Below are 25,120 nucleotides of genomic sequence, written 5' to 3'. Positions count from 1 at the left end.
ACGCAGGTCTCTCGGCTCGCGCCTGTCTCTCAGTCCGCGCTGACTGTGATCGTAGCTACCCGGCCATGGCACCGGTGCCTGTGCCCGTGCCTGACAGGGTGCGCTCGGCGAGCACCCGGTACTTCTGGGTGTTGGGCTTGGCGCGGTCCTCCGGCTGGACGATCCGGATGGAGCTCACGCCCTTGTTCTGCTTGGGCAGCAGGAAGCAGCGGACGAAAGTGGTGGACTCCCGCTCGGTGGTGGGGGCGAGCACCGGGAGCACGCCCTTCTCCGCCCAGGCCTGGCCGGGCAGGTAGTCCCGGCTGGTTCCCTCGGTCTCGATGGTGATTTCGCCGTCCAGAACGATCCGGATGCCCGGCCCCTGGTGGAGATGAGTCAGTGCCACCCCGCCCGGGGGGAAGGTGACGGTGTCGCAGCGCATCAGCCACGTATACCGGTCGTCCAGCTCGAAGTCGGCCCGCAGCTTGAGTTCGCTGGTTGTCTCCGGCGCCGAGCGGAAGCGGTGGCGCTGTTCGTCCGCGTCCGGCTCGGCGGCCAGTTCCCAACGCCACAGCACGGTGTCCTGGTCCCCGGCGGCGAGGGTGAGTTCCTGGCCGGCGACCTCGGCGGCGCGCTGCCAGAGGAAGCGGCTGCCCGCGTCGTCCACCACGTCCACGGAACCGGTGCGGACGTATATCGCTCGGTCTCCGGCGGGCAAGTACACGGGCCGGGCCTGGGCGGGCAGCGTGTCCTCGAACAGCAGGAGGGTTCGCTTGGGCATCTGGGCCTCCACTACTTATGCGTCTTGGTCAGCAAGACGATCGTATCGATAGATGTTATCGACGAGGCCATCATGCTACCTTCGTGTCGCAGAGAAAAACACTGGTATCGCTCACCAATACAGCCTTGATGTGTGGACGCGGGACGCTTCGCCATCGAAGGCAGTGACTCGAAGGAGTGGATGTGGCCGCAGGCAATGGAGTCGGCGCCATAGCGGACAGCGGGCGCTGGTACAGAAACGCGAGCAAGGCGCAGTGGCGCTCGTTCTGGGCCGCCTATATGGGCTGGATGCTCGACATCATGGACCTGATGATCTTCTCGATGGTCATCACGTACATCGTTCAGGACTTCCACACGAATCAGGGCGTCACCGGGCTGATCGCCTCGTTCACGCTGGTCGCCTCGGCCTTCGGCGGGATGGTCTTCGGCTACCTCGCGGACCGGTTCGGCCGGACCAAGGCGATGGTGGGCAGCATCCTCTGCTACTCGGTCGGCACCCTGCTGTGCGGGCTGACGACCGGGGTGGCGACGCTGATGATCGCCCGGCTGATCGTCGGCCTCGGCATCGGAGGCGAGTGGGGAGCGGGCACCGCCCTGCTCTCCGAGACATGGCCGGCCCGGCACCGGGACAAGGTGATCGCCTGGGTGCAGAGCGCCTTCGCCACCGGCTACGCACTGGCCGCGGTGGTCACCCTGGCAGTGGTGCCGGCACTGGGCTGGCGCTGGGCCTTCTTCGTCGGGGTCCTGCCCGCGGCGCTGGCCTTCTGGATCCGGCGGGGCACCGAGGAGCCCAAGGAGTGGCTGGAATCCGGTGAGCGGCTCAGCTTCGGGCAGTCGGTGCGGCGCCTCTTCGTCGACCACCGGCGGCCGGTCGTCGCCTGCATGCTCTTCACCACGCTGGCCATGTTCGGCTACTGGGGCCTGTTCACCTGGATCCCCAACTACCTGTCCACACCAGCCGCCGACGGTGGCCGGGGCATGGACATCCTCGCCTCCACCACCTGGATCGTCATCATGCAGGTCGGGGCCGGTGTCGGCTTCGTCTCCTTCGGGTATGTCGCGGACCGGATCGGCCGGCGCAACGCCTTCATTCTCTACTTCGTACTGGCCGCGATCTGCGTGCCGATCTTCTTCCTCATCACCAACCAGATCGCGATGCTCGTGTTCGGGGCGGTGATGGCGCTCTTCGGCACCGGCTTCTACTCCGGCTTCGGACCCACCTTCGCCCAGCTCTTCCCTACCGAAGTACGAGCCTTCGCGCAGGGCTTCATCTACAACGCGGGGCGTGCCATCAGCGCGCTGGCGCCCGCAGTGGTCGGCTTCCTCGCCGAATCCTCCGGGCCCGCGCTGGCCATGACGGGTACCGCGATCTTCTATGTGCTGGCCGCGGTGGTGGTCTTCTTCTACCTGCCCCGGGCCCGCCGCTCCGCCGAGGCCCGCGGAGGCGACATCGAGCCGCCCGTCACCAGCCCGGCGCACTGACCCCGCAGCGACGCAGGGCCCCAATCCGTAGTTGACGCACCCTCAGGAGAATCCCCATGTCCACGTGGACCACCGAGACCGTTGCCCGAGACCTGTTCCGTGCGGAGCGAGAACGCCAGGACCGGGAGCCCTTCACCGACGAGTGGGCCGACTTCTCGGTCGCCGAGGCCTATGCGACCCAGGACCGACTGATAGAGCTGAAGCAGGAGGCCGGCGAGCACGTCATCGGAGTGAAGCTCGGACTCACCTCCCGCGCCAAGCAGCAGCGGATGGGCATCTCCTCCCCGCTCACCGCCTGGATCACCGACGCGATGGTGCTGCCTCAGGGCGCCCCGGTGCCGGTGGGTGAACTGATCCACCCGCGGATCGAACCGGAGATCGTGTTCGTGATGGGGGAGCGGCTCTCCGGACCCGGCGTCACAGGAGCCACCGCGCTCGCCGCGGTCCGCTCGGTGCACGCTGGATTCGAGGTCATCGACTCCCGCTACCGGGACTTCCGCTTCCAACTCCCGGATGTGGTCGCGGACAACGCCTCCTCCGCACGCCTGCTGGTCAACCCCGAGGGTCTGCCGCCGAGCGAACTCGACCTGGCCCTGGAAGGCTGCGTCCTGCGAGTGGACGGCGAGGTGGTGGACACCGCCACCGGCGCGGCCGTCCAGGGACATCCCGCTGAGGCGCTGGCCCTCGCCGCCAACGCACTGGCCGAGCGCGGCCTCGCCATCGAGCCGGGCTGGCTGGTTCTCACCGGTGGCATCACCGACGCCGTCCCGGTCCGCCCGGGCACCCACACCCAGGCATCCTTCAGCAAGCTCGGCTCAGTGATCGCCTTCGGGCGCTGACCCCAGTTGGCTTGCTCCCGTTCGTGGCCACCTCACGAGGACCGGGACGTCGGAGCCCGAGGAGAAGGTGTCCGGTGGCCGACCGGCAGCGGACAGGATCGTAGGATCACCGTGTGCCTGCCCGTCGCCAGTTGCCCCGCCGCGCCCTGCTCGCGCTCGGGGCCGCGGCGACCGCCGCGCTCCCGGACACGGGGCCTGTCGGGAGACCGGTGCATCGGCTGGTCCTGGCCACGGGGCTTGCGGGAGCGCCGTACGGGATCTTCGGCCGGCGGCTGGCCCGCGAGATCAACCGGCGGGCGCCGTCCGTGGCGCTCCGCGCGGTCAATACCTCCGCGAGCATCTACAACGCCCGGCTTCTCGGCTCCGGTGACGTGGACCTCGGTCTCGTACTGGGGGACAGCGCGGCCGACGCGTACGAGGGGGCCGGGACCTTCCCCCGTCCCGAACCGGTCAGTGCGCTGGCGCGGATCTACCTCAACTACACGCATCTGGTGACTCGTTCGGCCTCCGGAATCGACCGAGTGGAGGATCTCGCCGGTCTACGTGTGTCGGTCGGGGCCGAGGAATCGGGCACGGTCACCGTCGGCACGCGGGTGCTGGCCGCCGCCGGCCTCGACGGCCGGGTGCGGCTGCGCCACCTCGGGATCGATGCCTCGGCCCGTGCCTTGGAGCGGCGCGAGATCGACGCGTTCTTCGCCTCCAGCGCCGTTCCGGCACAGGGGGTCGACGTGCTGGCCGCGAAGGAACACATCACGCTCATCCCACTGGACGGGTACGCCAAGGCGGTGCGCGCCCGGCACGGACCGGTGTACGTCCAGGTGTCGATCCCCGCGGGCACGTACGCGCAGACATCCGAGGTGCCGACGGTCGGAGTGCCCACGTACCTGATGGCCCGCTCCGCGTTGTCGGCCGAGGCGGCGTACGAGGTGACCCGTGCGATGTTCGCGGCCCGGCAGACACTGCGGGGCCCGGAGGTGCCGGGCACCTACCTGGACGAGCGGTATGCCATCGGGACGGGGCCGGTGCCGCTGCATCCCGGTGCGGTGCGGTACTACCGCAGTGTCTACGGCTGAGCGCGGTGTGCGTAGTGGTCAGCGGGGGGCGGGTAGCCGGAACTCCACCAGCAGCCCGTGTGGTTGTGCCGCCCGAAGGTCCAGCGTGCCACCCACCGCGCGCGCCAGTTCGTCGGCGATGGCGAGGCCGAGGCCGCTGCCGTCGATCGTGGTGTGCCGGGGAGAACGCCAGAAGCGGTCACGGGCGAAGGCGAGTTCCTGCTGGGCCAGGCCGGGGCCGTCGTCCGCGATCCGCAGCACCGTGGTGGCGTCCCGAGCGGAGCCACGGGTGAGCGTGACCGTGATGTGCCCGTCGGGGCGGAGGAACTTGACCGCGTTGTCCACCGCGATGTCCGTGATGCGGCCGAGGGTATCGGGCGGACAGCGCACTACGAGGGACTCGGGCACGACGGTGCGCAGGTGCAGGCCGACGGCGTCGGTCACCTCCTGCCACACCCGTAGCCGCGCGGTGAGTTCGGCGGCCACGTCCATCGGCCGGGCATGGGCAGAGGAACCGGCCTCGATGCGGCCGAGGGTGAGAAGATCTTCCAGCAGTGTTCCGATGCGGTCGAGTTCCTCCATCGTCTCCCCGTAGCGGCCAACGCCGCTGTCCGTCACGTGCGGGCGCAGATTCTCAAGGCGGAGCGAGAGCACCGTGAGCGGGGTGCGCATCTCGTGCGACGCGTCGGAGACGAACGACCGCTGCCGCTCAAGTGAGGCCGATACGGCGTCGGCCATGGAGTTGAACCGCTGTTCCAGGCGCCGTAGTTCCGAAGGGCCGGTGCCCGTGGACGTGATCCGCGCGGTCATCGTGCCCTGGGCGATGGCCTCGGTGACCGCGTCGAGTTCGGCCACCGGGCGCAGAGTCCAGCGGGCCAGGCGCCGTGCGGCGTCCACCGCGACCACGAATGCCACCAGGGCGCATCCGGCCAGCGCGACCCACACCAGGAGCACATCGGAGCGCGCGGTGTCCGTCGGGACGGCGAGCAGGACCACGCCGAGCACCTGTGCGTCGCTGCCCACCGGTTCGGCGATCACCACCCGGTCCGGGCCCGGAGGTGTGACGAGCGGCAGGTGGCGCGTGGTCCGGCCGGCCAGGGCCCGGCGCAACTCCGCGCCGCTGCCGGGCATACCGCCGCCGGCGCGGACGAGCACGGTGGTGCTGCCGCGCCGTATCTCCGCGGAGGCGCCGTACAGATCGGCGTACCGTGCGACCTCTGCCTCAAGGACCTGGGAGTCGCTCTCCTGGATGGCCTGTTCGGCGAGGTCCGCGAGGCGGGTCGCGTCCGCGCGCCGGGCGAGAAGAAGTTCGGCGGTGCGTTCCTGCGCGTAGGCGAGTCCCAGGGGGAGGGACAGGGCGAGCAGGACACTGCCGATCAGCGCCAGGTAGGTGACGAGGAGCCGACGGCGCATCAGCCGCCCAGCCGATAGCCGACGCCGCGCAGGGTGCGGACCAGGTCGGGGCGGCCGGTCTTGGTGCGGATGCCCCAGATGTGCACGTCGAGGGAGCGGGAGGCGGCGAGGAAGGCGTCGCCCCACACCGTGTCCATGATCTCCTCGCGGCTGCGGACCACTCCGGGGGTGTCGGCGAGCAGGGCGAGCACGCCGAATTCACGGGCTGTCAGGGCGATCGGGTCTCCGGCCACGGTGACCTGGCGGGCCGAGAGATCGATGTGCACGTCGCCGACGTCCAGTGCCTGGGGCGCGGCGGCGGCGCCGTCGGACGGCGGCGGGGTGGCGCCGACGCGGCGCCGTACGGCGGTCATCCGGGCGAGCAGTTCCTTGATGCGGAAGGGTTTCGTGAGGTAGTCGTCGGCGCCGCAGCTCAGCCCTTGCAGCACGGTCCGTTCGTCGCCGCGCGCGGTCAGCACGATCACCGGCACGGCCGAGACCCGACGCAGCCGGCGGAGCATGTCCAGACCGTCCATGTCGGGCAGGCCGAGGTCGAGGAGGACGAAGTCGGCACGGTCCTTCAGACGCAGGCCCTCGTCGGCGCGCGAGGCGCGGTCGACGAGGTGACCGCGTTCGAAGAGGGCCGTGGCGAGGGCGGACGCGAGCCGTTCGTCGTCCTCGATCAGCAGTACGCGCATGGGGTTCACACTAGGCAGCGACCTGCGCCGCGGGTTGCCCGGACCGGCTGCCGGGGGAGAGGGAGACGTCCTTCGTCTCGCGCATGGTGAGGAAGACGATGAGGGAAACCGCCGCACATCCCGTCACGTACCAGTAGAAGCCGGACTCCATCCCGTTGTCCTTGAACCACAGCGCCACGTACTCGGCGGTTCCTCCGAACAGGGCGTTGCTCACCGCGTACGGCAGCGCGACGCCGAGGGCGCGTACACGGGCCGGGAACAGCTCGGCCTTCACCAGGGCGCTCATCGACGTGTATCCGGTGATGATCAGGAGTCCGGCCACCATCAACAGCAGCGCACTGCCGAAGGTCGAGACGTGCCCGAGCGCCGTCATCAGCGGCACGGTGAAGAGCATGGCGCCGATCCCGAAGGTGATCAGCAGCGGTCGGCGGCCGATCCGGTCCGAAAGGCCGCCCGCCAGCGGTTGCACGACGATGAAGACGACGATCGCGACAAAGCTGATCAGCGAGGCGTCGATGTTGCTCAAGCCGGCGGTGTTGTGCAGGTACTTGGTCATGTACGTCGAGTACGTGTAGTCGCACAGTGTGCCGCCCATGCTGAAGCCGACCACCAGGAGAACGGTGCGCCGTAGCTGCCACAGGGTCCGCAGAGCGCCGCGCTCCTCCTTCGACTGCGCCTCCTTCGTCTCTTCGTACGCGTCGGTCTCCACCAGGCTGCGGCGCAGGTAGAAGATGACCGCCGAGCCGAGCGCGCCGACCACGAACGGGATGCGCCAGCCCCAGGCGGACAGGGTTTCCTCGGACATGTTCTGCTGGAGCAGGATCTGCATGCTGAGACCGACCAGCTGGCCGAGCTTCATGGACACCATCTGGAAGCTGCAGAAGAAGCCCCGCCGGTCATCGGGCGCCGCCTCGGCCAGATAGGTCGCGCTGGCCGCGTACTCGCCGCCCACCGACAGTCCCTGAAGCAGCCGCCCCACCAGTAGGACGGCGGCGCCCCAGTAGCCGACCTGGGTGTAGGTCGGCGCGGTGGCGATGAGCAGGGCGCTGAGGGACATCAGCGTGACCGTCGTCGTGAGGGCGGCCTTGCGGCCCTTGCGGTCGCCGAGTCGGCCCAGCAGCCAGCCGCCGACGGGTCGCATGAAGAAGCCGACCGCGAAGATGCCCGCCGTGTTGAGGAGTTGAGCGGTCGCGTCCCCGTCGGGGAAGAAGGCGGACGCGAAGTACACGGAGAAGGTGGAGTAGACGAACCAGTCGTACCACTCGATCATGTTGCCGATCGAGCCGCCGACTATCGCTTTCCAGGGGCCCCGTGTTGCGGCCCGTGCGCCTGTCATGGACACAGCTGTCTCCTGTCTTTGGGGGAGTGGTGTGGTCGCGGCGATCCCGCATCACCGCAGGCCGCAGGCAGCCTCGCCGATCCCGCAGGGGGCATCCAGGGGTCGGCGCCGGATCTTACGTCGGCTTAAGACTTCGCCGTTGCGGCGCTGTGCCTGGTCGTAGAGGCGCACGGGGCCATCGGCAAAAGTGTTAACAATTACGTCGACACATCTTGCGCCCCTGGTTTCCACCGGGCTACGTTCCACCGGCCCCCCACCCGCAGCAGCACTCGAACGGAGCTCGTGTATGCATCAGCTGACCCGTTGGTGTCCCTGGAAGCCAGCCACACTCCTCGCCGTGCTCGCCGCGGCGATCGCCCTCGTCACCGCCGCGAGCACGGCCCTCGCGCACGCTGCGGACGACGCCCCGCGAACCTCCGCTTCGGCCGTCACGACGGCGGCAGAGACCGGCATCGCCCCGGCGATGGACTGCGCCGACGTCACCGGCCTCGACCTGGCAAGTGCCGTACCGGGCACACCTTTTGAGGTCACCTCAGCCACCAAGCTGGCTGCCGCAGACAACAAGCTCGGCGACTGGGACGCCTGCGTGGTCAAGGGTGTGATCGCCCCGCAGATCCACTTCGAGCTGCGGCTGCCCCAGACCGGCTGGCAGGCGAACTACCTTCAGCTGGGATGCGGCGGACTCTGCGGGAACGTCGACGCGGGCAACGCACCCGCCTCGGCCGGCTGTGCCCCGCTCACCCAGGGCGCGTTCGCCGTCGCCTCCAGCGACGAGGGGCACTACCAGGGCGGCGGCCTGTTCTCCACCGACCCGACCCTGCGCGCGGACTTCGGCTACAAGTCGGACCACGAACTCGCCTGGACAGCAAAGGTGTTGGTCAAGAAGTACTACGGGCAGCCCGCCACCCACTCGTACTTCGACGGCTGCTCGCAGGGCGGCCACCAGGCCCTCACCGAGGCCCAGCGCTACCCGACCGACTTCGACGGCATCATCGCCGGGGCACCGGCCAACAACTTCACCGCGCTCAACACCTTCTCGCACGCCTGGACCGCCCAGTCCGTCTACCTGAACGGCGGCCCCGCGACCATCACCACGGCCGACCTCGACCCACTGCACAAGGCGGTCCTCAAGGGCTGCGACGCCACCGACGGCCTCATCGCCGACCCGCTGGACTGCGACTGGGACCCGGCCGAACTCCGGTGCGCCCCCGGACAGACCTCCACGGCCGACGACTACTGCCTCACTGCCGACCAGGTCACCACGGTGCGCCGCATCTACGCCGGCCCAGCCGACGCCCACGGCAAGCTCCTCTACCCCGGTCACCAGCTGCGCGGCTCGGAACTGAACTGGGCGAACGTCATCGTCCCGGCCACGGCCACCGGCACCAGTGGTGACATCAACTTCGTCCGGGAGACGCTCCGTTACCAGGTCTTCGACAGTCCGCAGCCGACGCTGACGTACAAGGACGTGAAGTTCACGGCCGCCTACTACGACAAGATCATGAAGCCGAACGAGGGCATGTACGACGCCACCGACCCCGACCTCAAGGCGTTCAAGGCGGCCGGCGGCAAGCTCATCCTCTGGCACGGCCTCGGGGACCAGCACATCCCGGCCGTCGGCACGATGGCGTACTACAAGGCCGTGCAGAAGACGATGGGTGGCGAGTCGGCCACCAACTCCTTCGCCCGGCTCTTCCTGCTCCCCGGTGTCGCACACTGCGGCGGCGGCCAGGGCCCGGACTCCCTGGACGCACTGACGGCCGTCACCAAGTGGGTCACCAAGGGCCAGGCACCCGCAAGCCTCACCACCAAGTCCCTCGACAAGGACGGCAATACGACCGCTGAGCGCCCTGCCTACCCCTTCCCCTATGTGGCGAAGAAGACCACGGGCGACGACTACACCCCCGTACGGTCGCGGGCGGAAGCGAACCTCACCCTGAACTGGTTCGGCTCGTTCCGATCCGGCTACGAGACCGTCGGCAACTGGGTCGGCGGGAAGTGGGTGGTGTCGAAGGGTAAGGCCTGACGAGACCCGGCCGCGTACCGGCCGAACCTGGAAGTGCCGTCCTGCCGCAGGGCAGGACGGCGGGCCCCCGCGCAGCCGTGCGGGGGCCCGTTCCGGTTTCGAGCGGCATCAACGTCCTCGCCACCATCGGTGGAAACCGGCTCTCAACGTCTTCGAGATACCCGTCGAAGGGCGCCTGGACTCCGGGGAGAACTTCTCCGACAGATGCGCCGCAGCGTGGGTTGCATTCGACTGTTGTGGCAGCTCACAGGGGTTAAGGCAGAGCCATAAGTGCCTCTTATCGAGAGCATACGGAAAGCGACTTGGACTCGATCGGGCGGCAGCTTCTAGCTTGTGTCTCACAGCACATATCGAGCCGGAGGAGATCGACATGGCCACCTTGAATTCCTCACTTCACCCGATAGAACCCCATCGCATGCGCGCTGCCATGGCGAAGGTTCCGACCAGTGTCGCAGTCGTGGCCGGAGACCCGGATGGTCGGGCGGCGATCGTCGTTGGCTCCTTTGTGTCCGTTTCGCTGGAGCCTTCGCTGGCCGGATTCTTCGTGGACCGATCCTCGACCAGCTGGCCCAAACTACGGGCTGCTGAAATTCTCGGGATCAGTGTTCTTTCGTCCCGCCAGCATTTCATGTGCGACAAAATCGTGCGCAAGCACGAGGATCGATTCGATGAAGTGCATTGGACACATGGGCCGTTGGGGTCTCCGCTCCTTCCGGGAGCGGTCGCGCACATTGAGTGCCGAGTCGAACAGGTGTCATCGGCGGGAGACCACGAACTCGTCCTGGTCAGGGTGGTCGGCTTGTCCGAAGGCGAAATCGCGGACCCGCTGGTTTTCCACGATCGCGGGTACGCGGGCCTGGCCGCACGCTGATCCCCGACCGACGGGCCGCTCAGCTGTGCCGGCGCCCTCAACGACGCCTCATGGAGCGGGACATCGTGACCTGCGGTGGGGCCAGAGTCCGAACCAGGTCGCCGGCCGCTTGAAGCGGGAGTTCGAAGACGCCACCGTATCCGTCGTGGAAGGCGTCCTGTCGCCCGGCGGACAGACCCTCTCGCACGAGGCCGTCTACGCCTGGATCCAGTCCCCGCCCAAGGACGAACTAGCCTGCCACGGCACCCTGTTGCCCTCCGGGAGCACCCGGAGCGTGGCGCCCTGACTGTGCCGCCCCCACGACCCCTGGCCGTCGCCCGCCAACGGTGTCATCCGCCGTCACTCAAACTCCCTCCTATAGAAAGCAGGAGCACTCATGACAGTTGAATTCGGTTGGTTCATTCCCACAATGGGCGACACTGCCGCACACGGAGTGGCCGAGGCAGCCATCCCTCAGAGTATCGAACTGTTCACGAACGTTGCACAAACCGCGGAGGACGCAGGATTCGAATACATTCTCGTCCCCGTGCAGACCAACTGCTACGACGCCTACATCACTTGTGCCATGGTCGCGGCGAAGACGAAGAAGATCTCTCCTCTGCTGGCAGCCCGCGGAGGATTCATGGCACCGACACTGATGGCCAAGATGATCTCTACCTTCGATCAGCTCAGCCAGGGACGTGTTCGCATCAACCTCATCACCGGCGGCAGCTCTGTCGAGATGGCAGCTGATGGGATGTTCCATGACCATGACCAACGCTACGCGGTACTCACCGAATCGCTCGAGGTCATGAAGGAGGCGTGGACGGAAACCGAGCCGTTCGACGTCGATGGCACGTTCTTCAAGGCCAACGGTGTCAATGTCCTCCCCAAGCCGTACCAGACGCCATACCCGCCCCTGTATCTCGGCGGGCTCTCGCCGGCGGCGAAGGAGCTGTGCGCGAAGCACGCGGACGTGCATCTGTTCTGGGGCGACACTCCGGACAACATCGCCAAGCTGGTAGCAGAGATGGACGAGCGCGCCGCGGCCGAGGGGCGTTCCCTCCGGTACGGGATGCGCTTGCATGTCGTCGTGCGAGAGACCGAGGACGAGGCGTGGAATGCCGCGCACGCGATTATCGCCAACGCCGCTGACGGTCCCAGCGAGACCAGCGTCAAGTGGGACCAGTCCACGGCCAATCTTCGGATGAAGGAACTGGCAAAGGCAGAGAATCACCTGATCGCAGACCACTTGTGGAGCGGAATCGCCAGTGTTCGTGAGGGGTCGGGCGTGGCCATCGTGGGCAACCCGGAACAGGTGGCCGCCACAATTCGCGAGTTCATGGCGGCCGGGTGCTCAAGTTTCTGCCTGTCGGGTTACCCGCACGCCGAGGAAGCAGAGCGCTTCGGCCGGCTCGTGATGCCGCTCTTCGCCGATGAACTTGCCGAGCGTGGTGTGGAATTGGCAAGCGTCTGAGTCGGACGTCCCCCAACGTCATCGAGGAGATGTACATGTTGCTGTCCGATACTGCCGCTTGGGCAGGACAAATCTTCGTGGACGGTTGGTCTGTCGGAGGCGGTGGCACCCGCGACGTCGTCGAACCAGCCACGGGAAACCGGATTGCACGGTGCGGCAATGCGTCGGTGGAAGATGTCTTTCGTGCATCCACTTCCGCCGCCGAGGCGCAGCGGTCATGGGCCGCGTTGCCCCCGGAGCAACGAGCAGCGATCCTGCGCCGAGCCGGCTCGATCATCGAAGAGAACGCCGCGGAGATCGCGCAATGGATCATCCGCGAGAGCGGATCCGCTTCCGCCAAAGCAGAGCACGAGACACGCTCCGCGGCCGCGGAGTGTTTCGACGCCGCGGGACTGCCGAGCCATCCGGCAGGTGAGGTGCTGACGTCCAACGAGGACAGGTGGTCCTTCGCGCGTCGCCGGCCGGCCGGCGTGGTCAGTGTCATCGCCCCGTTCAACGTCCCGCTGCTACTGGCAATGCGATCAATCGCACCTGCACTTGCGCTGGGGAACAGCGTGCTGCTCAAACCGGATCCGCGAACCACGATGTGCGGCGGAGTGGTACTTCTGCGCGTCTTCGAAGAGGCAGGGCTGCCCGCGGGCCTGCTCCAGTTGCTGCCTGGGGGCGCAGATGTTGGAGCAGCGGTGGTCGAGGCGCCGGAGGTGCGCATCATCTCCTTCACCGGCTCGACACCGGCCGGCCGAAAGATCGGTGAGACCGCTGCCCGACTCCTCAAGCGCGCCCACCTCGAACTGGGGGGAAACAACGCGCTCGTGGTTCTGCCTGGAGCAGACGTTCCCAAGGCGGCGTCCGCGGGCGCCTTCGGAACGTTCAACCACCAGGGGCAGGTCTGTATGAGCACCGGCCGTCACATTGTTCATGAGTCGCTTTATGACGAGTATGTGACGGCGCTGGTCGAAAAGGCGGAGAAGCTGTCGGTCGGCGACCCTGCCGCTACGTCCGCCGACCTGGGTCCGATAATCGACGAAGGTCAGTTGTCTCGAATCGACGAGATCGTGCGACGTGCGGAGCGCGCAGGTGGACGAATCGCAACAGGCGGCACATTCGACGGATTGTTCTACGCGCCCACTGTGATGGTGGACATTACCCGGAACAATCCGGCCTGGCGCGAGGAGGTCTTTGGGCCGGTAGCCCCTGTCCTCACATTCTCCTCCCTCGATGAAGCCGTCGATCTCGTGAACGACAGTGAGTATGGGCTTTCGGTCGGAATCCTCGGCAACGTCGACGATGCCATGACCCTCGCCGACAGGATCGACTCCGGCAAGATTCACATCAACGAGCAAACGGTGAACGACGAGTCCAATGCACCGTTCGGCGGCACTCGCGCATCGGGGAATGGAGCCCGATTCGGCGGCGCGGGCGCGAACATCGAGGCATTCACCGAGACGCAATGGCTCACGATGCGGCCAACTACCGCCCCATACCCCTTCTGATGAACGGGAGTCCCCAGAGGGGCGTGTGGCCTGCATCCTCCGATGGGCGGCGCGGCGCACCGTATTGGCCAACCATGAGAATTCTCAAGTGCTGCACAGGCATATCTTAGGGAGGGTTGATGAGCGTTACGACCATCGATTCTGAGCCAACGAGTGATGTCTCCACGACCCGGCGGGTCGTGACAGCGGCCACGGTCGGCACTGTCGTCGAATACTTTGACTTCGCCGTATACGGCTACCTGTCGACGACCTTGGCTCTCGTGTTCTTCTCTCAGCGCGACTCCTCAACGGCACTGATGGGGACTCTCGCGACACTGGCCGTGGCGTTCGCGGTGCGACCGATCGGCGCGATCGTGTTCGGCCACGTCGGAGACCGATGGGGACGACGCACATCGTTGCTTTCCACTCTGCTGGTGATGACTGGCTCGACCGTCGCAATCGGTCTGCTTCCCGGCTACTCGAGTATCGGGGTCATGGCAACCGTCGGGCTTGTGCTACTGCGCTGCATCCAGGGGATGTCCGCCGGTGGCGAGATTGGAGCGGCGGTCTGCTTCGTGGGCGAACACGTCGAGCCGCGCCGACGGGGTTTCTACACCGGGTTCACTCAGCTCGGGGTGGTCATAGGAACACTCTTCGGCTCTGCGGCAGTTGCCGTCATCGCAGCCGTGGCGTCGGAACAGGCGACAGTTGATTGGGCGTGGCGGATACCCTTTCTGCTGGCCGTTCCGATGGGTACTATAGGAATCTATGTACGCCTTAAATTGGAAGAATCTCCCGATTTCAAGCGTGCGATTGCCTCAAAAGAGACTCCGCCCCTGCCTGTCAGGGGACTGCTTCAGAACCACCGCGGCGCGCTGCTTCGCACGATCGGCATTGCGACCACGAGCGTTGCGGGCTATTGGGTGGTATATGTCTACATGGCCGTCTACCTGCAGAAAAGCCTTGACTACAGTCTAGGTGTGGCCATGGGCTCGACCACGGTCTGTCTTTTGGTGTCGGCGGGAGCGATGCTCCTGTTCGGTAAGTTCACCGACCTCTTTGGCCGCCGTAGGACCTTCAACGCCTCCGCGATTGCCCTGTTCGTACTGGTTTGGCCGCTGATCAAGGTGATGCAAGTCGGCTCAATTCCGTTGGCGATAGCCGCTCACGCCTGCCTGGGTGTCCTCGCCGGCGGCCTCATGCCGGTCATCAGTGCGGCCATGCCTGAATCGTTCCCGACATCTGTCCGTGCCACGGGAATGGGGCTAGGGTTCAACATCGCGAACATCCTCGCCGGTGGAACTGCCCCGTATGTTATCGCCCAGTTGACGATGTGGTTTCCGGGTATCGACATCCCGGCTTTCTACGTCATGTTCTTCGCGGTGGTCGGTTTGATTGCGGCGCAATCCCTCCCGAGGACCGAGGGTCTCGCCTTTCGTGAGATCGATCGCCGGCTGTCCCTGTAGAGGGCGGTGTCACTGCGAAAACTTGAGGAGGCAGTTCCATGGAAGTCCGCCAGGCCAGCCACTTTCTGGCTATCGCAGATCATGGCACGATGGGGCGGGCTGCCGAACACCTACACCTCTCCCAACCCGCACTCTCACAGTCGCTTGTGGCTCTGGAGCGTGAAGTCAGCGCAGTATTGTTCGAGCGATTCACTCGAGGGATGAGATTGACCACTGCGGGTGAGGCGCTGCTGCAACCCGCCCGCAGGCTCGTGGACGCAGGCATACGTGCGAAAGCCGCGATTGACGGTATCAAGGACTCTCCAAGAGGGGAATTCCATATAGCCGCGATGCCCGCTCTCGCGGCCGTTCCCGTGTCTCAGTGGATCGCTCGGTTCCGGGAGCGGTACCCTAAACTTTCCGTACATTTCGGACCGTTCACCGGGGAAGAGCCCATCGAGCGTTTCCTTGATCGTGGCCCAGTGGAACTGGTGATCAGTCACTACGACAACGCGACCCCGAGTTCGATCCAAAAGTTCTCGGCAGGAATGCAGGGTATGGTGGTGGCGTTTCCGCCGAACATGGTGGTTCCTGACGCCCCTCTCATCACTATCGAGCAGCTCGCTCATTATCCGCTCATAGTCAGCCCCCCGAACACGTCCATGCGACGTGTGGTCGAGCGTGCATTCGCCGATGCGAATCAGGTCCTCACCGTGGCGGTCGAGACACAGCTGATGGATTCCTTCGCATCGCTGGTGGCGGCCGGTGCCGGCTGCGCTTTGCTGCCCCTGCAGATTGTCGAGACTCTCCACCGGCTGGGCGTTACTACCCGCCATCTCGACATCCCGATCACGCGGACCTATTCGTTGTTGTACCGAAAAGATCAACTCTCCTATGCGGGGCAGGAGTTTGCGCGAATGGTTCTGTCCGAAAACGGGAGTTGAACCGGCCCGTCCCCTGTAGCGGGTGTTCCCGGCGACGGTGATCCGCGAGGTCGGTTGAGGCCCGCTGTCTACCCGTGCAGTGTTTCCCGGTAGCATGTCCTGCATGACAGGACGTGAGTCGAGTGCCGTGCCCGCCGCCTCCTCCGGGCAGTACCGGGAGCGCAATTCCACCGCCGACAAGGCGCTGGACATCCTTGGGCTCTTCTCCGACGAGCGGCTGTCGTTGTCCGGCCAGGAGGTGGCGCAGGCGCTGGGCACCGCGCGGTCGACCGCGTACCGGTACCTGCAGAGTCTGGTGGCCGGCGGGTTTCTCGAGGAGGACCCGCGCGGCGGGTTCCGGTTGGGGATGCGGGTGCTGGAGCTGGCCCGCCTGGCCCGCAGGCGCTACGGGTTGTCCGAGATCGCGGTGCCGGTCATGGAGAAGCTGTGCGAGCAGGTGCAGGAGACCGTGCTGTTGACCCGCCGCTCGGGAACCAGGGCGATCTGTCTGGAGAAGTGCGAGGCCGGGCACGCGGTGCGCATCTCCTACGAGCGCGGCGGCGTTCTGCCGGTCAATGCCGGCGCCGCGGCGCTGGTGCTGCTGGCGTGGCTGCCGAAGGAGGAGGCGCGCCGACTGCTGGAGAGCGAGCCGCTGCAGCGCTTCACTGCCCGCACGCTCACGGATGTCGACGCGCTGCAGGCGCGATTGGCGACGATCCGCCGGGAAGGGCAGTGCGTGACCTGGAGCGAGTTGGACGAGGACGTGCTGGGCGTCGCGGCTCCTGTCTTCGACGCCTCGGGTTCGGTCGTCTCCGCCCTGAGCATCGCGGCACTGGAGCGGAGGGTGCCCGACAGCCGGCTGGAGGAGGTGGTGAGCGCGGTGCGTGAGGCGGCCGCGCAGGTCACCACGCAGCTGGAGCTGGCCACGGCCTGAGAAGCGCAGGTCTTCATTACAACGCATCCCCCGCCGCGGAGCGCTGCTCGGCGACGGGGGAGGGGCCGGGAAGTGACGTGGCGCAGCCGTCAACCGGCCATGTCGGGCTGGGTGGTGACGGGCTGGTAGGAGGCGCCGCCCTCTGCCAGTAGCCGGTCGGCCTCGGCGATGATCTGCTCCAGGTCCTGGTCGAGGTCGAGGGACTTGCGGAAGGGCTGGCGCACGTCCTTGTCGATGCGCAGGTAGACCTCATTGCGGTTGCCCTCGGGGTCGAAGAAGTAGATCCCGATGGCGTTGCCGTGTGTGACTTCCTGCTGGACCTGGACGCCTTCGGCGCGGAAGCGGCGGTGGTAGTCGACGATCGTCTCCAGGGAGTCCACGCGCCAGGAGACCTGGTGGGTGAGCAGTGTCCCCATGGGGGCGGTGCGTCCCTTGGCGAGGACGAATTCGTGGTGTTCCTCCTTGGGGCGGGAGGAGAAGAAGACGATGCCGAGTTCCTCGTCCTCGTCGGTGACCGTCAGTCCCAGGACGCGGGTGTAGAAGTCGCGCATCTTCTCCAGGTCCTCGACCCAGAAGCCGGTGTGTCCGAGCTCGACGATGGCCATGGTGTCTCCTTTTATAGGACGGCTGACCTAGCAATCAGTACAGTAGGGAGCCCGGCAGGGGCGGTCAACCCTTGATCTGGCCAAGAGTGTCCGGTACACAGAGACTGCGTTCCTGAATTACGGGACACTGTTCCGTGCCGCGGCGTACACCCTCCCCACGGCACGACGGAGAAGGGAAACCCCTCGTGAAACGCGAAGAACCGACCGTCGACGTGGTCGTCGTCGGAGCCGGCCCCGTCGGTATGACGGCAGCCGCCCTCCTGGCGGCCCGCAACCTCTCCGTCCTCGTTCTGGAAGCTCAGGCCGAACCCGTCCCCGAACCCAAAGCCATCAGCATCGACGACGAATCCCTGCGCACTTACCAGGCCGCAGGCGTGGCCGACCGGATCCTGGAGATCGTCGTCCCCGGCACCGGAACCGTCTACTACGACACCGAGGGCAGCCCCCTCTTCCAGGCCACCGGACCTGCGCCCTACCGCCTGGGCTTCCCCTTCAAGAACCCCTTCGCCCAGCCCGACCTGGAACACGTCCTGCGCCAGGTCCTCGCAGCCTCCCCGCACATCCGGGTGCGCTTCGGCTCCCGCGTCACCGGTCTCGAACGCGACGGTCACGACATCCGCGTCACCACCGTCGAAGCCGGCGGCACCCGGCACGTGCGCGGCCGCTACGTCATCGGCGCCGACGGCGGACGCTCAACCGTGCGCACCCTCCTGGGAATTGACATGGACGGACGCTCCTACTCCGACAGCTGGCTGGTGGCCGACACCCTGGAGGACCCCCACACCCAGCGCTACGCCATGCACCACGGCGACCCCGAACGTCCCCACGTCATCGTCCCCGGCCTGAACGGCCGCTGCCGCTACGAGTTCCGCCTCAAGCCCGGCGAGGCAGCCCCCGGGACCGATCCCGACTTCGCCCTGATCGAGAAGCTCCTCGCCCCCCACCGCACGCTCACTCCCGAGCAGCTCGAACGTGCCGTCGTCTACCGCTTCCACGCCCTCAACGCCCGCCAGTGGCAGGCCGGAAACGTCTTCCTGATGGGCGACGCCGCCCACATGATGCCGCCCTTCGCCGGGCAGGGCCTCAACTCCGGTGTCCGGGACGCCGCCAACCTCTGCTGGAAGATCGCCGGTGTCCTGGACGGCACCCTCCACGAAAGAGCCCTGCACACCTACGGCTCCGAGCGCCGCCCCCACGTCGCCGCCACCATCCGTACCTCCCAGCGCCTCGGCCGGGTGGTGATGACCACCTCCCACCGTCTGGCCGCCGCCCGCGACCGCATCATCGGCCGCATGCTCGAGACCGACGAGGGCCGCAACTGGCTCGAGGAGATGCGCTACCGCCCCGCCACGAGTGCCACCGACGGACTCTCCCGTACCGGCGACCCGGGTGCCGGTACCGCCGTCGGCCAGCCCCGCGCCTTCGACGCAGGCACCAGCCGCGTCCGCATGCTCGACGAACTCCTCGGCAACGAATGGGCGTTGATCGGCGTCGACGTCCCCGCCCACGCCTGGCCCGTGGCCCGGCAAGCCGCAGCACCGGTCCGAGCCCACCCCCTCCACGTCGTCGCCGACCAGACCCTGCCCCGTGACACCGGGACCACCCTGGCCGTCGACGTCGACGGCGGCCTCCTGCGTGAATTCGCCCCGCACCGCGGGAGGTTCCTCCTCGTACGCCCCGACCGGTTCATCGCCGCCACCTGGACGCCGGGCGATGACGAACAGCTCCACACCTGGCTCACCCGCTGGTGCACCACCACCGACGCCCCGCGGCCCCGCCCGCTCGTGGGCGTCTGAACCCCGAAGCCCCTTCCGCCCGACCCAAGGAGAGCAATGCGCTACGTCCGCTACTACGACGACAACGACACCATCCGCGTGGGCGAGTTGAACGGCGACCACGTCACCCCGCTCACTGACATCACCACCATCGACGCCACCACCGACACCGACCGCCTCGCCGCCGCCGACCGCGACACCGGCGCACGCTTCCCCGCCGGAGCCCGCCGCCTGGCCCCTGTCGCCGACCCGCGCCGCGTCTTCTGCGTCGGCCTCAATTACCACGCCCACGTTGAAGAGACCCGCCGCGAACTGCCCACCTACCCCGTGCTGTTCACCAAGTTCGCCTCCGCTCTCATCGGCGCCCACGACGACATCCCCCTGCCCCCTGAGTCCGAACAAGTCGACTACGAAGGCGAGTTGGCCGTCATCATCGGCCGCCCCGGACGCCGCATCACCCCCGAGGATGCCCCCCGCCACATCCTCGGCTACAGCGTCGCCAACGACATCACCATGCGCGACTTCCAGTACAAGACGCACCAGTGGCTCCAGGGCAAGGCCTGGGACAACTCCACCCCGCTCGGCCCCTGCCTGGTCACCCCCGACGAGATCGATCTGGACTCCCAGCGCATCACCACCACCCTCAACGGCGAAGTCCTCCAGTCCTCCACCCTCGACCGCCTGATCTTCTCCATCCCCCAACTCATCAGCACCGTCTCCGGGTTCACGGCCCTCCAGCCCGGCGACGTCATCCTCACCGGCACCCCCGGCGGCGTCGGCCACCGCCGTGACCCTCAGCTCTTCCTCCACTCCGGCGACGAGATCACCGTCGAGGTCACAGGCATCGGCAAGACCCACAACCGGGTCGTGGACGAGAAGTTGTAACCGCATCCCCAACGCGCTGGGCCTCCGCCGCACGCCGGAGGCCCGGCGGGCGGCGCAACTCCCGCATCAGCTGCCGGCGAGGGCACGGACGGTGCGGGAGGGGCTGGGCCGGCCGAGCAGGCCGGCGAGCCAGGTACTCGTCTCGACGAGCTTGTCCAGGTTCACGCCGGTGTCGATGCCGAGACCCGCGAGCTGCCACGGCAGATCCTCGGTGGCCAGGTTGCCGGTGGCGGACTTCGCGTAAGGGCAACCGCCAAGGCCGCCGGCGGAGGCGTCGGCCGTGGTCACTCCGTGCCGCAGAGCCGTCAGGGTGTTGGAGAGGGCCTGACCGTATGTGTCGTGGAAGTGCACCGCGATGTTCTCCACCGGCAGGCCGCTCGCGGTGAGGGCGTCCAGCAATGCGGAGACCCTGCCGGGCGTGGCGACCCCGATGGTGTCGCCGAGCGACAGTTCGGTGCAGCCCAGGGCCAGCATTCGGGAGGCCACGGACACTACTTGCGGAATCGGGACCTCGCCCGTCTTTCAGGCTGGCGACGGTGAGTGCGGCGTGCTCAGCGAGCATGCGGTGCGCCCACACCAGTAACGGGCGCCGCGGCGGATGAGGGGGATGCCGAGTTCGCTCTCGAGTTTGCGTAGGCCGGCAGACAGAGAGAGTTGGGAGACGAAGCACACCTCAGCAGCGCGGCCGAGTGTTGCTCCCGGGCGAGAGCCACCAGGTACTCGAGTTGCCGCAGCACATGCCCCGCCCCCCTGAGCGATCGCGTGGATCAGTGGCTGCACTCCAGGCCCGCAGGCCCGCACCGTGGAGGGCGCGGGCCACTGCTTCGGCGTCTGGATCAGACGCCGGCGAGGGAGACCTCGGTGGACTTGATCAGCGCGACGACCGGAGAGCCTGCAGCCAGGGCGAGGTCGGCCACGGCGTCCCTGGTGATGGCCGCGGTGAGTGTGCCGCCCTCGACATCGACCTTGACGGAGGCCATGGCGCCGCCGACCGCGATGTCGGTGACGGTCCCGGCGATCTGGTTACGGATGGAAAGACCCTGGAGGGGGCCGGTGGCCAGCGAGACCTCGGTGGACTTCACGAGGATCTTGACTTCGGCGCCTTCGGCGAGGCCGAGGTCCTTCACGGACTCGGTGGTGATCGCTGCCGTGATGTCCTGTCCGCCGCCCAGGCGAACCTTGACGGTCGCCATGGCTTCGCCTGTGGTGACGGAGGTGATGGTTCCCGGGAGCTGGTTGCGGATGCTCAAACTCATGGGGTGTTGCCTCACAGGTCTGGGGATGGTGATGAGGGTGCGGTGGCGGGCCACCACCGTAAACGTAGTACGTCCGTGAATGTCCCGTTGGAACCGTCTCATTGAGGGACGCGACCTCGCGGCGTTCGCGGCTGCGATGGCGCGTGGCGGGATCGCCCAGGTCGGGATCCAGGCCGGCCCGCACCGGCTGGTGTCCCTCGTGACCAGGGAGGCCGTCGAAGAACTCGGCCTCGAGGTGGGGATGCGGGCCACGGCGCGCGTGAAGTCGACGAACGTGCACGTCGACCGCGTCTGGTCCGGCCTGGGCCGGACCAGCGGCTGCGTCTCCCGGTTGATCGCCTGCCGAGGCTGTGCCGCGAGCCGCGGATCGTGCGGTACAGCCCCTCCGGCATCGCGACAGGTTTCGGCAAATTCCCACCGCACGGTTCAATGTGGCTCGCATGTGCTGGCTACACGTAGGATTATTCCTGGAATTTGCGACCTATGTAGATGGTGGGGCTGTCGATGAAGGAAGGCATGCTGCCGCCCGGTCAGCGCCTGGCCAAAGGGTGGCCGGTCTCGCACTACGGGCCGGTGCCACGGTTCCGTCCGGATCGCTGGAGGCTGCAGGTCTTCGGCGCGACGGCGAGCGGCGGGACTCATTCCTGGACCTTCGACGAGGTCACTGCCATGCCCAGGGACACCGTGCACGCGGACCTGCACTGCGCTTCGGGTACGAGCACCATCGGACACACCTTCTTCGGCGTGCCCGCCCGTCTCCTGCTGGACCTCGCTCCACCGGCCGAGGGTGTTGAGCACGTCATGGCCTGGGCCGAGTACGGGTACAGCGCCAACCTGCGGCTTGCCGACCTCGCCGCCGAGACCACGCTCATGGCGACCCATCACGGCGGCGAGCCGCTCACCGCCGAGCACGGTTTCCCGCTGCGTCTCGTGGTGCCGCACCTGTACGGCTACAAGGGCCCCAAGTGGCTGCGTGGGATCGAGTACATGACGCAGGACAGGCGCGGATTCTGGGAGGAGCGCGGCTTTCACAACCTGGCCGACCCGTGGGTCGGTCAGCGCTACTCCCACCAGGAGGAGGGTGAAGGGCGGCCGGGCGGCGAAGAAGCGCCGACACAACCTACAAACCGAACAGGGTCGCAGATGCAAGTGATCTGAATGTTCCACCAAGCATGAGCCAGTCCTATGCACAAGTCTGCCTAGCAGATGCAAGATGAAGGCGTAGTTCGGTGCGGTGGGGGTGTGACCGCTCCGGTCAGGTCCAGGCCCACAAGGCGAGGTCTTTCATGGTCATTCGAACTCACGACGGCAGTGCCGGTGATGTCGACTACGGCGCCATCGGCTCCGGTTACTCCTCCTTCCGCCGCCCCGATGCACGCATCGCCCACGTCATCGCCCGGGCCCTGGGCGGCGCCGACACGGTCCTGAATGTCGGCGCCGGCACCGGCTCCTACGAGAACCCCGCGCACACCGTCACCGCGGTCGAGCCGTCCCTGGCCATGCGCGCCCAGCGTCCGGCCCAACTGGCCACCGCCATCGACGCCGTCGCCGAGGACCTGCCCTTCGATGACGATCAGTTCGAGGCCTCCATGGCCCTCTTCAGCGTCCATCAGTGGTCCGACACCGCCGCGGGTCTGCGGGAGATGCGCCGCGTGACCCGCGGCCCGGTCGTCGTCCTCACTTGCGACCCCACCCTCGTACGCGACTTCTGGCTCTACGACTACGCGCCCGACGTTCTCGACACCGAGGCCCGCCGCTACCCGTCCCTGAATACCCTGACCGAAGCCCTCGGCGGCACCGTGACCGTCGAGGCCGTCCCCATTCCGCTGGACTGCACCGACGGTTTCAACGAGGCGTACTACGGCCGCCCTGAGATACTCCTCGACCCTGCGGCCCGCCAGGCGTGTTCGGCATGGAGCTTCATCGACGACCGCGCACGTCAGGAGTTCGACATCTCGCTGCGCCGAGCCCTGGGCTCCGGCGCATGGGACGAAGCCTTCGGCCACCTGCGCAGCCGCCCCGTTTACCGCGGCTCTCTCGTCCTCCTGCGGGCCTTTGCCTGAGCACTCTCCGAGACCACCATCGATACCCCTGGGCACCGACTTCGCTCCTGGTCACCTGCTCGGCAGCGTTTCCGGCCAACTCGGCCTGCGGGCCTTCTTGGAAAGCCGCGGCCACACCCTGGCCGTCACCTCTGACAAGGAGAGCGACGGCAGCGTCTTCGACCGTGCGCTGCCCGACGCCGACGTGGCGATCTCTCAGCCGTTCTGGCCCGCCTACCTGACTGCCGAGCGCATCTCAGCCGTCAAGAACCTCAAGCTGGCCATCACCGCCGGCATCTGCTCCGACCACGTCGACCTCGATGCCGCCATCGCCCATGACGGTGGCCGTCGCCGAGGTCGCGTCCTCCAACAGCATCAGCGTCGCCGAGCACGTCGTGATGTCGATCCTGGCGCTGGTGCGCGACCACCTGCCCTCCCACCACATCGCACGGGAGGGAGGGTGGAACATCGCCGGCCGCATCGGCCAGGCCGTACTGCGACACTTGGCTCCCTTCGACGTCAACCTGCACTAGACCGACAGACCACCGCCTGTCCGCCGACATCGAGGGCGAACTGGGCCTGGTGTTCCACGAGTCGCCGCCGACCTGGTGCCGCACTGCGACGTCGTCATCATCAACGCTCCTCAGCATCCGCCCGCGCCCTCCTGTGTGCTGATGTCCATGGCCCAGGTCACGCGGTCACCGTCGACGAGGTCGAGAACGTCGCCGATCAGCTTCAACAGTTCACGCGGTCGACACCAACCACGCCCTCGCCGCCGCGGTCGACTGACTCGGCGACTCCGCTGTGGTCGCCGCCGGTCAGGCGCCCCGAGGCCGCGCTGCCCGGGCCCAGGGTCAGTTGGCAGGGGTGGCTTCGGCGGCCGGGAGTCGGCCGTTCCTGCGCAGGAACGGATCGCTGTCGGCCACGCGTGCCATGAATTCCACGCCCAACTGGGCTCCGAGCAGGGAGGTGTTGTTGGACCGGACGTCGATCATCGGGTTGATCTCGACGATGTCGAAGCCGACGACGTCGGCGTGCCGGGCGATGCCGAACAGGGTCTGCTTCATCTCCTCGTAGCCGAACCCGTCGGGTTCGGCAGAGGCGCATCCCGGGACGAGCGGCATGTCGAGCACGTCGATGTCCATGCTGACGTACACGGCTGCGCCCTCGGGGATCCTGTCGAGCAGCCGCTCAAGACCGTGCCGGCGGTACTGCTTCATCGTGATGACGTCGTTGCCGTGCTGCCGGGCGTCGGCCAGATCGTCCTGGCTCATCCGCATGCTGCGCATGCCGACCTGCACCATCTGCCCGACCTGCTTCAGGGATGCCATCTGCCGCACCGGGCTGCCGTTGCCGTAGTGGGCGCCGTGGACGAAGGGCCGGAAGTCGAGGTGCGCGTCGAAGTGGATGAGGATGACCGGCTGCTCGTAGGCGCGTACGACGCCGTAGGAGATGGCGTGGTCACCGCCGTAGACGACCGGTAGCGCGCCGGCATCGAGGATCTTGCGCACCGAGCGGGTGACGTTGCTCATCGTCTGTTCGGGGTTGGTGTAGACGATGTCGACGTCGCCGCAGTCGACGATGCGGTTGTTCTTCGTCTCGTGCACGAGGTACCGGCGGTCCTCGTCGAGGTCGTAATAGCCGCCGTGGCGCTGAGTGGGGCCGTACTCGGCGTACCGGACGGACATTTCACGGATCTGGCGTGGTGCCATGCGGGCGCCGGGGTACCAGGGGGAGCCCTCGTCGCTGGGTACGCCCAGGATCGCGATGTCGGCGTCGAGTTCGTCGAGGTCGTTCACGATCGGGGCCCGCATGAAGGACGGGATGCCGGTGAACGGGAGGTTGAGTTTGGCTTCGGACACGGTGAAT

At 67.2% G+C, this 25,120-nt stretch carries 23 protein-coding genes and 3 pseudogenes; 17 read left to right on the top strand and 9 right to left on the bottom strand.

The features are described 5' to 3' along the window. Positions 1-55: 55 nt before the first annotated feature. Complete coding sequence (locus ACWD2L_RS31230; RefSeq protein WP_351335779.1) at positions 56-760, bottom strand: cupin domain-containing protein; 705 nt, start codon at positions 758-760, stop codon at positions 56-58. 182 nt (positions 761-942) lie between these two features. Between ACWD2L_RS31230 and ACWD2L_RS31225 the strand changes: the two genes are divergently transcribed. The 3 genes from ACWD2L_RS31225 to ACWD2L_RS31215 all read left to right on the top strand — a co-directional run bounded on the left by ACWD2L_RS31225 (position 943) and on the right by ACWD2L_RS31215 (position 4,153). Continuing rightward, positions 943-2,241 carry an MFS transporter gene (locus ACWD2L_RS31225; RefSeq protein WP_351335776.1) on the top strand — a complete coding sequence of 433 codons (1,299 nt, stop codon included), beginning with the start codon at positions 943-945 and terminating at the stop codon, positions 2,239-2,241. 56 nt (positions 2,242-2,297) lie between these two features. Beyond that, positions 2,298-3,080 (top strand): 2-keto-4-pentenoate hydratase, encoded by a 783-nt coding sequence (locus ACWD2L_RS31220; protein ID WP_351335773.1) that lies wholly within the window; start codon positions 2,298-2,300, stop codon positions 3,078-3,080. 113 nt (positions 3,081-3,193) lie between these two features. After that, positions 3,194-4,153, top strand: coding sequence for a TAXI family TRAP transporter solute-binding subunit (locus ACWD2L_RS31215; protein WP_351335771.1), 960 nt, complete (start codon positions 3,194-3,196; stop codon positions 4,151-4,153). 18 nt (positions 4,154-4,171) lie between these two features. Here ACWD2L_RS31215 and ACWD2L_RS31210 read toward each other — a convergent pair whose 3' ends face one another. From ACWD2L_RS31210 to ACWD2L_RS31200, 3 genes are read right to left on the bottom strand one after another with little or no spacing between them, the layout of a single operon-like run. Further along, positions 4,172-5,545, bottom strand: coding sequence for a sensor histidine kinase (locus tag ACWD2L_RS31210; RefSeq protein WP_351335768.1), 1,374 nt, complete (start codon positions 5,543-5,545; stop codon positions 4,172-4,174). Beyond that, complete coding sequence (locus ACWD2L_RS31205) at positions 5,545-6,222, bottom strand: response regulator transcription factor (RefSeq protein WP_351335765.1); 678 nt, start codon at positions 6,220-6,222, stop codon at positions 5,545-5,547. The genes ACWD2L_RS31210 and ACWD2L_RS31205 overlap by 1 nt, the downstream gene beginning before the upstream one ends. A 10-nt stretch (positions 6,223-6,232) precedes the next feature. Further along, on the bottom strand, positions 6,233-7,558 hold the full coding sequence (locus ACWD2L_RS31200) for an MFS transporter (RefSeq protein ID WP_351335763.1): 1,326 nt from the start codon (positions 7,556-7,558) through the stop codon (positions 6,233-6,235). 289 nt (positions 7,559-7,847) lie between these two features. Here ACWD2L_RS31200 and ACWD2L_RS31195 point away from each other — a divergent pair, with 289 nt between their 5' ends. From ACWD2L_RS31195 to ACWD2L_RS31160, 8 genes are all read left to right on the top strand, one after another. Next, positions 7,848-9,587 (top strand): tannase/feruloyl esterase family alpha/beta hydrolase, encoded by a 1,740-nt coding sequence (locus tag ACWD2L_RS31195; protein WP_351335761.1) that lies wholly within the window; start codon positions 7,848-7,850, stop codon positions 9,585-9,587. A 370-nt stretch (positions 9,588-9,957) separates the two neighbouring features. After that, the gene (locus ACWD2L_RS31190; RefSeq protein WP_351335758.1) at positions 9,958-10,458 is read left to right on the top strand and encodes a flavin reductase family protein; all 501 of its coding nucleotides are present in this window, start codon (positions 9,958-9,960) and stop codon (positions 10,456-10,458) included. A 145-nt stretch (positions 10,459-10,603) separates the two neighbouring features. Then, positions 10,604-10,744 carry a hypothetical protein gene (locus tag ACWD2L_RS31185; RefSeq protein WP_351335755.1) on the top strand — a complete coding sequence of 47 codons (141 nt, stop codon included), beginning with the start codon at positions 10,604-10,606 and terminating at the stop codon, positions 10,742-10,744. A gap of 90 nt (positions 10,745-10,834) precedes the next feature. After that, the gene (locus ACWD2L_RS31180; protein WP_351335752.1) at positions 10,835-11,914 is read left to right on the top strand and encodes an LLM class flavin-dependent oxidoreductase; all 1,080 of its coding nucleotides are present in this window, start codon (positions 10,835-10,837) and stop codon (positions 11,912-11,914) included. Positions 11,915-11,949: 35 nt separating this feature from the next. Next, positions 11,950-13,407 (top strand): benzaldehyde dehydrogenase, encoded by a 1,458-nt coding sequence (locus ACWD2L_RS31175; RefSeq protein WP_351335750.1) that lies wholly within the window; start codon positions 11,950-11,952, stop codon positions 13,405-13,407. 119 nt (positions 13,408-13,526) lie between these two features. Further along, on the top strand, positions 13,527-14,852 hold the full coding sequence (locus ACWD2L_RS31170; RefSeq protein WP_351335748.1) for an MFS transporter: 1,326 nt from the start codon (positions 13,527-13,529) through the stop codon (positions 14,850-14,852). Between the two features lie 38 nt (positions 14,853-14,890). Further along, positions 14,891-15,775, top strand: a complete 885-nt coding sequence (locus tag ACWD2L_RS31165) for a LysR family transcriptional regulator (RefSeq protein WP_351335745.1) — start codon at positions 14,891-14,893, stop codon at positions 15,773-15,775. Between the two features lie 103 nt (positions 15,776-15,878). Next, entirely contained in the window at positions 15,879-16,688 is an 810-nt protein-coding gene (locus ACWD2L_RS31160) for an IclR family transcriptional regulator (protein ID WP_351335742.1), read from the top strand. An 89-nt stretch (positions 16,689-16,777) separates the two neighbouring features. On the opposite strand, the gene ACWD2L_RS31155 is transcribed toward ACWD2L_RS31160, so the two are convergent. Continuing rightward, positions 16,778-17,293 carry a VOC family protein gene (locus tag ACWD2L_RS31155; RefSeq protein ID WP_351335739.1) on the bottom strand — a complete coding sequence of 172 codons (516 nt, stop codon included), beginning with the start codon at positions 17,291-17,293 and terminating at the stop codon, positions 16,778-16,780. A gap of 185 nt (positions 17,294-17,478) precedes the next feature. Between ACWD2L_RS31155 and ACWD2L_RS31150 the strand changes: the two genes are divergently transcribed. Both ACWD2L_RS31150 and ACWD2L_RS31145 read left to right on the top strand, forming a co-directional pair. Then, on the top strand, positions 17,479-19,089 hold the full coding sequence (locus ACWD2L_RS31150; protein ID WP_351335736.1) for a bifunctional 3-(3-hydroxy-phenyl)propionate/3-hydroxycinnamic acid hydroxylase: 1,611 nt from the start codon (positions 17,479-17,481) through the stop codon (positions 19,087-19,089). Between the two features lie 36 nt (positions 19,090-19,125). Then, positions 19,126-19,953 (top strand): fumarylacetoacetate hydrolase family protein, encoded by an 828-nt coding sequence (locus ACWD2L_RS31145; RefSeq protein WP_351335734.1) that lies wholly within the window; start codon positions 19,126-19,128, stop codon positions 19,951-19,953. Between the two features lie 66 nt (positions 19,954-20,019). Here ACWD2L_RS31145 and ACWD2L_RS31140 read toward each other — a convergent pair. The 3 genes and pseudogenes from ACWD2L_RS31140 to ACWD2L_RS31130 all read right to left on the bottom strand — a co-directional run. After that, positions 20,020-20,469 (bottom strand): annotated as a pseudogene (locus tag ACWD2L_RS31140) (hydroxymethylglutaryl-CoA lyase); the annotation flags it as partial. Positions 20,470-20,475: 6 nt separating this feature from the next. Next, the gene (locus ACWD2L_RS31135; RefSeq protein WP_351335731.1) at positions 20,476-20,625 is read right to left on the bottom strand and encodes a hypothetical protein; all 150 of its coding nucleotides are present in this window, start codon (positions 20,623-20,625) and stop codon (positions 20,476-20,478) included. A 164-nt stretch (positions 20,626-20,789) separates the two neighbouring features. After that, on the bottom strand, positions 20,790-21,209 hold the full coding sequence (locus tag ACWD2L_RS31130; RefSeq protein ID WP_351335729.1) for a TOBE domain-containing protein: 420 nt from the start codon (positions 21,207-21,209) through the stop codon (positions 20,790-20,792). A gap of 94 nt (positions 21,210-21,303) precedes the next feature. On the opposite strand from ACWD2L_RS31130, the pseudogene ACWD2L_RS31125 reads away from it, so the two are divergent. The 4 genes and pseudogenes from ACWD2L_RS31125 to ACWD2L_RS31110 form a co-directional block, all read left to right on the top strand. Continuing rightward, positions 21,304-21,501 (top strand): annotated as a pseudogene (locus ACWD2L_RS31125) (TOBE domain-containing protein); the annotation flags it as partial. 212 nt (positions 21,502-21,713) lie between these two features. Continuing rightward, the gene (locus tag ACWD2L_RS31120) at positions 21,714-22,367 is read left to right on the top strand and encodes a molybdopterin-dependent oxidoreductase (protein WP_351335726.1); all 654 of its coding nucleotides are present in this window, start codon (positions 21,714-21,716) and stop codon (positions 22,365-22,367) included. A 128-nt stretch (positions 22,368-22,495) separates the two neighbouring features. Further along, positions 22,496-23,272, top strand: a complete 777-nt coding sequence (locus tag ACWD2L_RS31115) for a class I SAM-dependent methyltransferase (RefSeq protein ID WP_351335723.1) — start codon at positions 22,496-22,498, stop codon at positions 23,270-23,272. Positions 23,273-23,297: 25 nt separating this feature from the next. Then, positions 23,298-23,904 (top strand): annotated as a pseudogene (locus ACWD2L_RS31110) (NAD-dependent formate dehydrogenase); the annotation flags it as partial. A gap of 201 nt (positions 23,905-24,105) precedes the next feature. On the opposite strand, the gene ACWD2L_RS31105 reads toward ACWD2L_RS31110, so the two are convergent. Next, complete coding sequence (locus ACWD2L_RS31105) at positions 24,106-25,113, bottom strand: arginase family protein (protein ID WP_351335721.1); 1,008 nt, start codon at positions 25,111-25,113, stop codon at positions 24,106-24,108. Positions 25,114-25,120: the final 7 nt, after the last annotated feature.

The sequence above is a fragment of the Streptomyces sp. NPDC002754 genome (genome assembly GCF_053592315.1).
The sequence above is the reverse complement of the archived record's forward strand: the minus strand, read 5'-3'. Positions and strand labels throughout refer to the sequence as shown.

Coding starts and splice junctions, on each gene's coding strand:
- ACWD2L_RS31230 (WP_351335779.1), bottom strand. CDS start 760: ATGCCCAAGCGAACCCTCCTGCTGTTCGAGGACACGCTGCCCGCCCAG.
- ACWD2L_RS31220 (WP_351335773.1), top strand. CDS start 2,298: ATGTCCACGTGGACCACCGAGACCGTTGCCCGAGACCTGTTCCGTGCG.
- ACWD2L_RS31210 (WP_351335768.1), bottom strand. CDS start 5,545: ATGCGCCGTCGGCTCCTCGTCACCTACCTGGCGCTGATCGGCAGTGTC.
- ACWD2L_RS31205 (WP_351335765.1), bottom strand. CDS start 6,222: ATGCGCGTACTGCTGATCGAGGACGACGAACGGCTCGCGTCCGCCCTC.
- ACWD2L_RS31200 (WP_351335763.1), bottom strand. CDS start 7,558: ATGACAGGCGCACGGGCCGCAACACGGGGCCCCTGGAAAGCGATAGTC.
- ACWD2L_RS31195 (WP_351335761.1), top strand. CDS start 7,848: ATGCATCAGCTGACCCGTTGGTGTCCCTGGAAGCCAGCCACACTCCTC.
- ACWD2L_RS31190 (WP_351335758.1), top strand. CDS start 9,958: ATGGCCACCTTGAATTCCTCACTTCACCCGATAGAACCCCATCGCATG.
- ACWD2L_RS31180 (WP_351335752.1), top strand. CDS start 10,835: ATGACAGTTGAATTCGGTTGGTTCATTCCCACAATGGGCGACACTGCC.
- ACWD2L_RS31175 (WP_351335750.1), top strand. CDS start 11,950: ATGTTGCTGTCCGATACTGCCGCTTGGGCAGGACAAATCTTCGTGGAC.
- ACWD2L_RS31170 (WP_351335748.1), top strand. CDS start 13,527: ATGAGCGTTACGACCATCGATTCTGAGCCAACGAGTGATGTCTCCACG.
- ACWD2L_RS31165 (WP_351335745.1), top strand. CDS start 14,891: ATGGAAGTCCGCCAGGCCAGCCACTTTCTGGCTATCGCAGATCATGGC.
- ACWD2L_RS31160 (WP_351335742.1), top strand. CDS start 15,879: ATGACAGGACGTGAGTCGAGTGCCGTGCCCGCCGCCTCCTCCGGGCAG.
- ACWD2L_RS31155 (WP_351335739.1), bottom strand. CDS start 17,293: ATGGCCATCGTCGAGCTCGGACACACCGGCTTCTGGGTCGAGGACCTG.
- ACWD2L_RS31145 (WP_351335734.1), top strand. CDS start 19,126: ATGCGCTACGTCCGCTACTACGACGACAACGACACCATCCGCGTGGGC.
- ACWD2L_RS31130 (WP_351335729.1), bottom strand. CDS start 21,209: ATGAGTTTGAGCATCCGCAACCAGCTCCCGGGAACCATCACCTCCGTC.
- ACWD2L_RS31120 (WP_351335726.1), top strand. CDS start 21,714: ATGAAGGAAGGCATGCTGCCGCCCGGTCAGCGCCTGGCCAAAGGGTGG.
- ACWD2L_RS31115 (WP_351335723.1), top strand. CDS start 22,496: ATGGTCATTCGAACTCACGACGGCAGTGCCGGTGATGTCGACTACGGC.